Below are 11,520 nucleotides of genomic sequence, written 5' to 3'. Positions count from 1 at the left end.
TTAGCGCTGTTACCGCAATTTGTGTTTCCGACTTTTTCATTTTCGATCACTGAACAGCTGTTAGTATTAAGCATTATTCATTTAATTGGCTGTGGCTTTGTTTATTGGTTAATCGGCGTGAGTGCACGAAAAATATTAAGCAATAACCCGGCACTAGCGGTTAAATTTGGCCGACTTTCAGCTGTGGTATTATTAATATTGGGCTCGTTAATGTTATTTGATAGCGCACAAAAGCTATTAGTACACCTACAGTAAAAAACACACTTACTGTGATACAGCGCAATTACCGTAATACTGCGCACAATAAACAACTCAAGCCTAAGCCGTTAATTACACCGCTTAGGCTTTTTTATTGCACTTAGCTACAAATTCAGCAACTCCCCCTTAATAAGATACCCATGTTAATTTTCTTTATACTGACACCCACATCAACTTAGTTAATTTTTTATAAAGACACCCACTGTTACTTAGTTAGTATTAAAATACAGCCGCCTAAAGTGGCTAATCAGGTCCAGTATTAAGCAAACTTTTTTACGCTTTAACCATTTTTATATTTAAAGATCATTACAAATGGCTATCAAGAGGGACTGTAGACTGTATTTATGATGCTTTAAGCATGCTGAACTCTGTGTGATCACAGAGCGGAGGTTATGCGTAGATTTAACTGTTAGGCCAGTAACTTTTCGCAATTACTGACGTTGGCGCGCCGCTTTCGCTGCAAGTGTTCGCAGTACCCTTCGTGCGATGCTGGGCGACCTACTGCCCCATGAAATACACGGGAAAATTGGCTGGTTAGTGTTAGCCAGTTTTCGAGGGATATGTTGACTCTTGTTAATAAAGGTAACGTGCTGTTTTTTATATGGCCTTTTTTGTCTTTACGCATACAGCGGCCGGTAAGCTCAACTAATTCTAAATACGAGGTGAGTTCAAATGGCAGGCCTTTGGCCATGTGTTTTTTGGGCTTGCCTGAAAAGCGCAAAAGCTGTTTAGGTTGCCGCTTTCCTCTGGTGGCAGTTTCAAGGCGTATTTTTACACTGGTATACGCTGAGTCTTCGGGAGTCGAGGCTGCTTTAGCTCTTATGGGATTTAAATCTACATACGCCATACAGGTAATTAATGCCGCTTCATCAAGGAGGGCTTGTGATTTAAAACGTCCTTCCCAAAAGCGACCGGTGCAGTTATCTTCTTTATTGGCTCTGCGGGCGATGTCTTCATTTAACAGCCGCATAAACCAGCTAATGTTGGCTAAACGTTCTCGGTAGTCTGTTATTGTTGCTGCTAAAAAGAGCTGCTCAGCCTTACTTAGCACCTCACCTTGTAGGTATTTGTTGGTGAGAACTGTGCCCTTACACAGCTTATGCCAGCGCTGAATAATGGCTTTATCGCTCAATCGTTTGGCTTTTTTATCATCAACATAGAGTACTAAGTGAGTGTGGTTGCTCATAACTGCATAAGCGCACACATCAATACAAAATACTTTCGCAAGGGCAAGCAGTTTATCTTCAACCCAGCCGCGGCGGTGTTCATAAGATTGCCCGGTAAAATGGTCTTCACCACACAAATAGGCACGGCGAACACAGCGTGAAATACAGTGGTAGTACTTTGTATCGACCAAACTAATCTGACGCTTCCTTGCGATAGCCATGTGACACTCTGCTAAATAATTAAACTAACCAGAGCTTAGTAAAGCATGTTGAGATTGCAAACTTTAGATTGGGTGTCTATTTAATTATCTTTGAGATTGCAAACCTTAGAGTGGGTGTCAATTTAATTACTTCCTTGCGATAGCCATGTGACACTCTGCTAAATAATTAAACTAACCAGAGCTTAGTAAAGCATGTTGAGATTGCAAACCTTAGATTGGGTGTCAGCTTAATTACGTGCTCTGCTAAATAATTAAACTAACCAGAGCTTAGTAAAGCATGTTGAGATTGCAAACCTTAGATTGGGTGTCTATTTAATTAGGGGCGCAGTGCAAGTAAATAGCGGTCTTAGTCAATAGTATTTACCTTTCTTTACACCTTTAAATTCGTTAAAAATAATTGCTAATTAATATTGGAAAGCGCTGGGGAATAATTTAGAATGAACGTTCATTCTAAAAATGTAAATTCACGTTATAAGGTATTCACCATGCTGCGTTCTCGCATCGCTCTCATTGTATTTTCAGCCCTTGTTGGCACTGTTGTTTTAAGTGGTTGTGATCAGTCAGCTGAACAACCCAAAGCTGTTGCGCCACAAGGCACCCCTGTCGGTGTTGTGACGGTAAAAAGCCAAGCGCTGACACTTAAAAAAGAGCTTCCTGGGCGTATTAACGCCTATCAAATAGCTGAAATTCGTCCTCAGGTCAGTGGTATTGTGCAATCGCGGTTATTTGAAGAAGGTACACAGGTAACCCAAGGTCAAGCACTGTATCAAATAAATCCGGCAACCTTTGAAGCTGAACTGGCGGCAAGTAAAGCCGCTGTGGCTCGCGCTGAGGCGAGTATTGCCAGTAGTAAATCAAAAGCGGCGCGCTATAAAGAGTTATTAGCAATTAAAGCAGTTAGCCAACAAGACTTTGATGAGGCTGACGCGGCTGCAAAACAAGCCACCGCTGAATTACTCACTGCTAAAGCAAAACTGCAAGCGGCACAAATCAATTTAGATTACAGCCATGTGGCGTCGCCTATTAGTGGTCAAATCAGTAAGTCGAATGTCACTGTGGGGGCGTTAGTCAGTGCTAATCAAACCATGGCATTAGCAACCGTTACACAGCTTGATCCTATTTATGTTGATTTAACGCAATCGAGTAATGAGCTTACTAAACTTAAGCAAGCATTAGCATCGGGAGAATTAAGCGTAGATAACGAGGCACAAAGCGAGGTTGAACTGTACATGGAAGATGGCTCAGTTTACCCGCATAAAGGCACCTTACAATTTTCAGAAGTAACCGTTAATCCAAGCACTGGCTCGGTAACCTTGCGGGCAAAGTTTCCTAACCCTGAAAAGCTCCTGTTACCGGGTATGTATGCCCGTGCATCTATTGTTGAAGGGGTTAAACAAGCGGCTATTTTAGTGCCTCAACGCGGTGTAACCCGCAATACCAAAGGTGAGCCAATTGCGATGGTGGTGAGTGCAAATAACACCGTTGAAAGTCGCGTGCTAGCAGTTGATCGTACTATTGGTTCAAACTGGTTAGTGACTAAAGGCTTAAACGATGGTGATAAGCTAATTGTTGAAGGCTTACAAAAAATTCGTCCCGGCGCACCAGTGATTGTCACTGAAGCAACCCCTTCTGCAACCCACGCGCAATAACGGAGAGTTTAAATGTCACGATATTTTATCGATAAACCGATATTTGCTTGGGTGCTGGCTATTATTGTTATGTTAGCGGGTATTTTAGCAGTTAAAAGTTTACCTATTGCACAGTACCCGTCAATTGCTCCACCGGCGATCAGTATTACGGCTAATTACCCAGGCGCATCAGCCCGCACTTTAGAAGACTCCGTAACGCAAGTTATTGAGCAAAAAATGAAAGGGCTTGATGGCTTGTTGTATATGTCGTCAACCTCAGAGTCGAGTGGTTCAGCTACGCTTACACTTACCTTTGATGCCGATACCGACCCTGATATTGCTCAGGTTCAAGTACAAAATAAGCTGGCCACAGCCACACCGTTATTACCTGAAGAAGTACAACGCCAAGGTGTTGTGGTTGCCAAAGCTGCACGTAACTTCCTGTTAGTGTTAGGTTTTGTATCTAAAGATGGCAGCATGACTAATATTGATATTGGTGATTATGTTGCTTCAAACGTACAAGATATTATTTCGCGTGTTGACGGTGTCGGTGAAGCGCAGTTATTTGGCTCGCAATATGCTATGCGTATTTGGCTCGATCCGGCAAAACTGCAAAACTTTAAACTGACACCCAGCGATATTAGTGCGGCCGTGAGTGCGCAAAATGCACAAGTTTCTGCGGGGCAATTAGGCGGTATGCCAGCCGTAGCAGGACAACAGCTCAATGCCACGGTAACGGCACAAAGCCGATTACAAACCCCTGCGCAATTTGAAAATATTTTAGTTAAAACCAACAGTGATGGCTCGGTAGTGCGTTTAAAAGACGTCGCAAGAGTAGAGCTTGGTGGCGAGCGTTACAGTGTAGTAGCGCGCTTTAACGGTGATCCGGCCGCAGGTTTAGGGGTAAAGCTTGCCAGTGGTGCCAACGCACTTGATACCGCTGCGGGCGTTAAAAAAGCATTAGCCGATTTAAAGCCGTTTTTTCCTGAAGGGTTAGACGTTGTTATTCCTTACGACACCACGCCATTTGTGTCGTTGTCGATTGAAAAAGTAGTGCACACACTGATAGAAGCGGTAGTGTTAGTATTTGTTGTTATGTACCTGTTTTTGCAAAACTTTCGTGCTACATTAATACCGACTATTGCGGTGCCTGTGGTATTACTGGGCACCTTTGCCATTTTGTATACCTTTGGTTACTCAATCAATACCCTCACGATGTTTGCTATGGTATTGGCTATCGGCCTACTGGTGGATGATGCCATTGTTGTGGTGGAAAACGTGGAGCGTCTAATGACCGAAGAAAAGCTTTCGGCATTAGAGGCTACCCGTAAATCAATGGATGAAATTAAAGGCGCGTTAGTCGGTATTGCTATGGTGTTGTCGGCGGTATTTATTCCGATGGCGTTCTTTAGTGGCTCTACCGGGGTTATTTACCGTCAGTTCTCTATTACTATAGTGTCGGCTATGGGCTTGTCGGTATTAGTGGCGCTAATTTTAACGCCTGCGCTGTGTGCAACCTTACTTAAGCCAAGCCATGTACACGATAACTCATCATTTATTGGGCGTTTTTTCTCGGGCTTTAACCGTGGATTTGATAAAACCAATAGCGGCGCGCAAGGCATTGTTGGTCGTATGATCAACCAGTCAAAGCGTTATTTAGTTATTTACGCGGTATTGGTAGGTGGCATGGTGTATGTGTTTTCAAGCTTACCGACTGCGTTTTTACCCGACGAAGATCAGGGCATATTGTTTAACCAAGTCATGCTGCCAGCGGGTTCAACCATAGAGCAAACTCTTGATGTTGTTGAAAAAGTTGAAAACCACTATTTAAACGATCAAGCAGAAGCAGTGAGCTCTATCTTTACCGTAACAGGCTTTAGCTTTGCCGGCTCGGGGCAAAACTCAGCAATTGGTTTTGTTAGCTTAAAGCATTGGGATGAGCGTCAACGTGATGACCTATCGGTGAATGCCGTAGCGGGTAAAGGTATGGGCTATTTTTCAACCATTAAAGAAGCGTTTGTGTTTGCCTTTCCGCCGCCGGCGATTGTAGAGCTGGGCACTGCCAATGGTTTTAATATGTTTTTACAAGACCGTGTCGGCTTAGGCCACGAAGAGCTGTTAAAAGCGCGTAACATGTTATTAGGAATGGCCAGTAAAAGTCCGATTTTAGCCGGGGTGCGCCCGAATGGCCAAGAAGACATGCCAGAGTTGCAGTTAGATATCGATCTTGCGAAAGCAGAGGCGTTAGGGGTAACTCAAACTGCTATCAATAGTACCTTGTCTACGGCATGGGGTAGTCGATACGTAAATGACTTTATTGATCGTGGCCGCGTGAAAAAGGTGTACATGCAAGGCGAAGCGGATTCGCGCATGGTGCCAGAAGATCTTAATAAGTGGTATGTACGCAACAATAATGGAGACATGGTACCGTTTTCAGCGTTTGCCAGCTCACACTGGACCTATGGCTCACCGCGTTTAGAACGCTACAATGGCTTTTCGGCCATGGAAATACAAGGCAGTGCGGCCCCAGGCTACAGTACCGGCCAAGCGATGGATGAGATGGAGCGTTTAGTGAAGCAATTGCCTAATGGCGTGGCGTCTGAATGGTCAGGTATTTCATATCAAGAGCGTTCAAGTGGCGGCCAAGCTCCGCTGTTGTATGGCTTGTCATTATTATTTGTATTTTTATGCTTAGCAGCACTATACGAAAGCTGGTCGGTGCCATTTGCGGTCATGATCATTGTGCCATTGGGGATCTTTGGCGCTATTATGGCCGCGTTGGTAGGTAACTTATCCAACGACATTTACTTACAAGTTGGTTTGTTAACCACCATAGGCTTGGCGTCTAAAAACGCGATTCTAATTGTTGAATTTGCGATTCATAAAATGGAAGAAGGTTTAAGTTTAGTCGATGCGGCAATCGCCGCGGTTAAACTGCGTTTACGTCCGGTATTAATGACCTCGCTGGCGTTTATTTGTGGTGTTGTACCACTGGCAATTGCTTCAAGTGCAGGCTCGGGCGCTCAAAACGCGCTGGGTATATCGATCATAGGGGGGACGTTAGCGGCCTCTACCTTAGTGGTGTTATTTGTGCCGTTATTTTTTGTCTTAGTGCGTAAAACCTTCTCGAGTAAGTTGCCCGCAGCAACCGAGGAGCGCGCAGAATGAAGTTAACGTTATTCAGTGTCACTGCGCTTAGTGTCGCGGTGTTAAGCGGGTGCCAGTTGGCACCTGAGCACAAAGACATCGCGTTACCGGTCGCCGCTAGCTATGCAGCAGCAGGCACAGAGCAAGCAACGGCGCCGTTATTACCCTGGCAGCAGTTTTTTAATGATGAAAAGTTACAAACATTAATTGCGCAAAGCCTTGAGCATAACAAACAACTGCAAATTGCTGCACTTAACGTGCAGCGGGTGCGGGGGATGTATCAAATTGCTGACTCGGCGTTATTTCCTTCGCTGGGTATCAATGGCGCGGGCTCGCGTCAGCGTTTGCCCGGTGATTTATCGGGCACGGGTGAACCACGCATTAACTCGCAGTACAGCACGACGGTGGGCATTACCTCGTATGAACTGGATTTATGGGGAAAAGTAAGAAACCAGTCAGAGCAAGCGCTGCAAACTTTTTATTCAACCGAGCTTGATAACTACAGTGCGCAAGTATCAGTTATTGCGGAGCTGGCGAATGCGTGGCTAAATTATGCCGCCGATCAACAGTTATTAGCATTAGCACACGAAACGCTGGCATCGCAGCAAGCATCGTTATCTTTAACACAAAAAAGTGTTGATTTAGGTGCGGCATCGGTGCTCACCCTGGAGCAATTAAAGAGCACAGTTGCAACGGCTAAAGTGGATATTGCCCGTTACCAGCGATTATTACAGCGCGATAAAAATGCCATTGAGCTGTTGGTGGGTAAAAGCGTCAGCAGTGATTTACTCCCGAGTAAGGTATTAAATAGCTTGTTGGATTTACCTGACGTTCCTGCGGGATTACCGTCTGACTTATTAACTCAGCGCCCTGATATTAAAGCGGCAGAGCATCAGTTGTTAGCGGCAAACGCAAATATTGGCGTGGCGCGCGCAGCGTTTTACCCCAGTATTAGCTTAACCGCGAATGCGGGCACAGCATCTAGCGACTTAAGTGGTTTGTTTGCTGCGGGGTCAGGTACTTGGAGTTTTATGCCGCAAATTAGTTTGCCTATTTTTAATAGCGGGCGTAACCAAGCAAATTTAGAGGTAGCCAAAGCTACGCAACAAATTGCGCTGGCCACTTATCAGCAAAAAATTCAGCAAGCATTTCGTGAAGTGGCTGATGCTTTAGCAGATAAAGCGGGCTTTAATGCGCAGTTAGCCGCGCTGCAGCAGTTACAACAAAGCCGCAAAACAACCTTTGAACTCGCGCAAGCGCGTTACGACAATGGCGCAGATAGTTATTTGCAAGTACTTGATGCACAAAGAACTTGGTATCAAGCACAGCAGCAATTTATTAGCGGTCAACACGCTTTATTAGCCAGTAAAATAAACGTTTATAAAGCGCTCGGTGGTGGCTGGCAAGCTGCACCACAATCAGCACAACAGTAACTAGTCTAGATGGTCTATAGCTTTTGCTATAGGCCATCACTAGAATGTTAATAAACAGCAAATACTTCTATATGACAGCCTAATCGCGGTTGTAGCAAAACACAGAAGTGATTGCTTGTTTTAATCAACAGGTAAAACCGTGGAGTTGTCAGTGTCCCGTAAAAAACATGCCGATCCTGCATTAGTAGCCGCACGTCGTACGCAAGTACTGACCGCGGCAGCAGACTGTTTTCGCCGTAAAGGCTATCACGGTGCAGGTATGGCTGAAATTGCAAAAACCGCAGGCATGAGTGCCGGCCATATCTATAACTACTTTGATAGTAAAGAAGCCATAATAGAAAGTATTATTGAACAAGACATGGAAGAAATGTTTTCTATCTTTCAAGAATTTGAACAGCAGCCAGGGGATTTATTAACGGTACTGTTAGGTCGGTTGCATCAAAGTGTGCAGCGCCATATGGACACCGGTGCCTGCGTGGTCGATTTAGATATGTTGGCAGAAGCAAGTAGAAACGACAAAGTGGCGAGCCTGCTACATGAAGCAGATAGCCAAGCACGTGCAAAAATGAGGCAACTATTAACCAGCGACAGAAGCGTGTTAAAGACGCACTCAGAGCAAGAATTAGATAGCCGTATTAATGTAATTTTTTCGGTAATGACGGGGCTGTTTTTACGTAAAATGCTCTACCCCGAACTCACCGAAGAAACGGTATTAATTGCCCTGCGCCCAGCAATAAAAACCTTACTTATGCCGTTTGAGACGCAGCACGAAGCACAGTAATATAGCCGCTGTTAGTAGATTAAAACCGCTCCAGTGACCACTGCAATGCGATCAGTGCTATGGCAAATGAGCCTACCGGCATTAACCATTTATTGTACCACTGATAGTGTCTAATACTGATTAACAGCGGCAAAGCAATGATCAGTATACTGAGCTGGCCTAGTTCGACACCAATATTAAAGGCAAGGATGCTTAACAGCTGATAATTACTCGACAGCCCCAGCTCTGCTAATACACTGGCAAACCCCATTCCATGTAACAAACCAAAAGCAAATGTGAGCCAACCTAAGCGCAGCACCAATGGCCACACATTATTTAAAGCGGCAAACAGCACCGATATAGCAATACCCAGCTCTACCCAACGGCTATTTGGCGACAGCACATTCATTGCCGTGGCAGTTAATGTAATTGAATGGGCAAGGGTGAACGCGGTCACAATCCAGGCTGTGTGTTTAATGATTTGTTTTTTAGAGCTAATGGCTTGCCACTGCGCCGCACTGCGAGTTAACACGCAGGTGAGCAATAACGCGATTAAAAATAAAATATGATCAATCCCAATCCAAATATGTAATATGCCTTGGTACACATATTGATTAAACGTACTGCGGTAACTTGATTGATTCAAATCGAAGCGTTGTTGGGCATCGGTGGCACTAAACACCCTAGCTACATCGTTAATATTTACAATCGCTTTGTGATTGCTGTCAGTATTAAAAAAGGCACTGTAATTGAGGTTGATGGCGCTTTGACTGGCGCAGTTAAACAGTAACGGCATCACTAAATATGGCTGATTAAAATGATAATCGAGCTGATAAGCGCCCGCGGTTGATAACGTGCACTCTTGTTGTTGCTGCGTAAGCTGTAGGTTTGCGTAAACAAAATTGCTAATTGAACTACGTTTTGCTTTTACTTCCGCCCAGGTGATTTGTTTATCGTTGTTAATATCCAGCGCAATCTGTTGTTCTAAGTCGGTGATACTTACCTGCCAATGGCCACTATATTGGTGTTGGTTAGGGGAGCTATTAAGGGTGATATAACCGGTACTTAATTGATGAGCAAAGCTATTTGCAGCAAATAACCATGCAGCTAAAGTAATTAATATGACGCTAAATTGTTTCATAGTGTTGCTCGCTGCATGGCTTTGGCTTGCGTTAATAACTGCTCATCGGCGCTCATTTTTGCGTGCTGCCAATTTATGTTGGCCCAGTACAGTGCCTTGTCAGGATTTGGCTGTATTGTTATATAGTAGTGGGCTAAATCGCTGGCATGAAAGGTATCTTGACGTAACTCACGCAAGGCTACACGGCGTTGCATACGTGTTTGCCACTGGGTACTTTTGGCAAGTTGTTGTTCGGCAATAGCCAATCTCAGTAAAATGGCATCTTCTAAATTACTGCTATCTGTTAATAAGTCACTTAATGTACTTAGCACCTTGGGGGCATTATTCAGCGCAAGCTGGGCGTCGGCCCACAGCACAATTAGGCTCACCGGGGCGCGCTGTAAATCAACATCCTCAATGTACGCCAATGCCGTTTTAAAATTATTCAGCCGATAGCTCATTTCGCTTAGTACATGGGCGGTGGCTAAACTTATGTCTTTATTATTAGTGATTTTTTGCAAGGCTTGATAGCTTTGTAATAGCTTCCCTTGCTGGCTTTGTACGTCTAATACACAGGTGCTCACGGTAATTACACTCACTTGCCCCAGCAATGCGGTGCAGTGTTGTTTTGCGAGCAGCTGTTTACCTTGGATCATATAAATATTGGCCAATAATAAATGGCTGTTGCTGTGGTTTGGCGCACCCGATAGTACGTCAGTCGCGATGTTAATGGCCGCATCAAATTGATGTTCTTTTTGCAGTACTCGAGCATATAAATAGCCAGTCTGCGGCGTTGGCTTTTGTTGATACAAGCGGGCTAACTGTGTTTTTAATATGCCCTGCAAGCGCTCAGTTTGCCCAATATATTGGCTGCTGTGCACTAATTCGTCTATTTCAGCAACCGTAAGCTGGGCAACCAGAGTTGAATTACTCGTTGCAATCACGGTGTCATCGGTAGGGGTAAAGGCGCTGGCGAGAACATTCCCAGACAAAAATAAGCTAAAAAAAAGTAATATTGGTGTAGCGTGAAGTAGTTGCATTTATTCATCCTTTTGAAAAAGCCATCCCTGGCTTGTCAGCTGTTAGGCTATTTAGTGACTAGTTACCGTTACTAGAAACTAAACCACCTACATCCGCATCGGTATTGGTAAATACACGGCCATTGACTGACAGCGGCTCGGCGTTAGCCGGTTGATTAAAGGCATCCGTGGTAAACTGGGCAAAATCGACTTGCAATGCTTCGATCGTAATACTCACTGTAGCCGTCGCTTGGGCATTAACCCCGTCAGACACGCCAAACACAAAGCTATCTGCTCCCGTTTGTTCTTTATCAGGGGTGTAGCTGTAGCTGCCATCGTTGTTGATAACCACACTGCCCAAAGTAGGCGCTGTCACTAAACTAAAGCTCAGTGCATCACCATCACTATCTTTGGCATCTAGCATGTCGTTAATAGCCACCTCGGTTTGAGTTGTTACCATCGCATCGCTTGCTGTTGGTGGGGAGTTAACAATCACTGCGGGGTTATTGTCGTTATCGCTGCCACAGCCACTGATTGCTAATACACTTACCAATAAGCATGCCTGAGTATATTTTAAGTTACGCATGTTCATGCTCCTTATTTAGAACCCGCAAGTGGGGTATTAAGGTAAGGGAAGCTTGCATCTAGCATTGTGGCATTAATCGGTGCACCATCGGTAAATGGTACTGTGCCCACATCTGCATCTTCAGGTTTACATAGGCCTAAATCAGTGTCTTGTCCTGCCACAGGAATTGGATGACATAAACG

Annotated in this window: 8 protein-coding genes and 1 pseudogene; 5 read left to right on the top strand and 4 right to left on the bottom strand. The window is 44.6% G+C overall.

The annotated features are described in order from the left end of the window. A pseudogene (locus ABYB02_RS10075) lies at positions 1–255 on the top strand (LysE family translocator); the annotation flags it as partial. A 412-nt stretch (positions 256–667) separates the two neighbouring features. Here the strand turns inward: ABYB02_RS10075 and ABYB02_RS10070 are convergent. Beyond that, complete coding sequence (locus ABYB02_RS10070; protein ID WP_372762333.1) at positions 668–1,645, bottom strand: transposase; 978 nt, start codon at positions 1,643–1,645, stop codon at positions 668–670. Positions 1,646–2,130: 485 nt separating this feature from the next. Between ABYB02_RS10070 and ABYB02_RS10065 the strand changes: the two genes are divergently transcribed. From ABYB02_RS10065 to ABYB02_RS10050, 4 genes are all read left to right on the top strand, one after another. Next, positions 2,131–3,294, top strand: coding sequence for an efflux RND transporter periplasmic adaptor subunit (locus ABYB02_RS10065; protein ID WP_372762334.1), 1,164 nt, complete (start codon positions 2,131–2,133; stop codon positions 3,292–3,294). Positions 3,295–3,306: 12 nt separating this feature from the next. Beyond that, positions 3,307–6,441, top strand: coding sequence for an efflux RND transporter permease subunit (locus ABYB02_RS10060; protein WP_372762332.1), 3,135 nt, complete (start codon positions 3,307–3,309; stop codon positions 6,439–6,441). Beyond that, a complete protein-coding gene (locus tag ABYB02_RS10055; protein ID WP_372762331.1) occupies positions 6,438–7,853 on the top strand; it encodes an efflux transporter outer membrane subunit in 1,416 nt (471 codons plus the stop codon). Before ABYB02_RS10060 ends, ABYB02_RS10055 begins: the two co-directional genes overlap by 4 nt. A gap of 151 nt (positions 7,854–8,004) precedes the next feature. Further along, on the top strand, positions 8,005–8,634 hold the full coding sequence (locus tag ABYB02_RS10050; RefSeq protein ID WP_372762330.1) for a TetR/AcrR family transcriptional regulator: 630 nt from the start codon (positions 8,005–8,007) through the stop codon (positions 8,632–8,634). Between the two features lie 19 nt (positions 8,635–8,653). On the opposite strand, the gene ABYB02_RS10045 is transcribed toward ABYB02_RS10050, so the two are convergent. The 3 genes from ABYB02_RS10045 to ABYB02_RS10035 are packed head-to-tail and all read right to left on the bottom strand — an operon-like array spanning position 8,654 to position 11,338. Further along, entirely contained in the window at positions 8,654–9,754 is a 1,101-nt protein-coding gene (locus ABYB02_RS10045; protein ID WP_372762329.1) for a HupE/UreJ family protein, read from the bottom strand. Beyond that, positions 9,751–10,773 (bottom strand): tetratricopeptide repeat protein, encoded by a 1,023-nt coding sequence (locus ABYB02_RS10040; RefSeq protein ID WP_372762328.1) that lies wholly within the window; start codon positions 10,771–10,773, stop codon positions 9,751–9,753. Before ABYB02_RS10040 ends, ABYB02_RS10045 begins: the two co-directional genes overlap by 4 nt. A 58-nt stretch (positions 10,774–10,831) precedes the next feature. After that, entirely contained in the window at positions 10,832–11,338 is a 507-nt protein-coding gene (locus ABYB02_RS10035; RefSeq protein ID WP_372762327.1) for an Ig-like domain-containing protein, read from the bottom strand. Positions 11,339–11,520: the final 182 nt, after the last annotated feature.

This window comes from Pseudoalteromonas sp., from assembly GCF_041613455.1.
In the GTDB taxonomy this organism is placed as follows: Bacteria; Pseudomonadota; Gammaproteobacteria; order Enterobacterales; family Alteromonadaceae; genus Pseudoalteromonas.
Note: the sequence above shows the minus strand (reverse complement) of the source record. Positions and strands in the feature narration are given on the sequence as shown.

Coding starts and splice junctions, on each gene's coding strand:
- ABYB02_RS10070 (WP_372762333.1), bottom strand. CDS start 1,645: ATGGCTATCGCAAGGAAGCGTCAGATTAGTTTGGTCGATACAAAGTAC.
- ABYB02_RS10065 (WP_372762334.1), top strand. CDS start 2,131: ATGCTGCGTTCTCGCATCGCTCTCATTGTATTTTCAGCCCTTGTTGGC.
- ABYB02_RS10060 (WP_372762332.1), top strand. CDS start 3,307: ATGTCACGATATTTTATCGATAAACCGATATTTGCTTGGGTGCTGGCT.
- ABYB02_RS10055 (WP_372762331.1), top strand. CDS start 6,438: ATGAAGTTAACGTTATTCAGTGTCACTGCGCTTAGTGTCGCGGTGTTA.
- ABYB02_RS10045 (WP_372762329.1), bottom strand. CDS start 9,754: ATGAAACAATTTAGCGTCATATTAATTACTTTAGCTGCATGGTTATTT.
- ABYB02_RS10040 (WP_372762328.1), bottom strand. CDS start 10,773: ATGCAACTACTTCACGCTACACCAATATTACTTTTTTTTAGCTTATTT.
- ABYB02_RS10035 (WP_372762327.1), bottom strand. CDS start 11,338: ATGCGTAACTTAAAATATACTCAGGCATGCTTATTGGTAAGTGTATTA.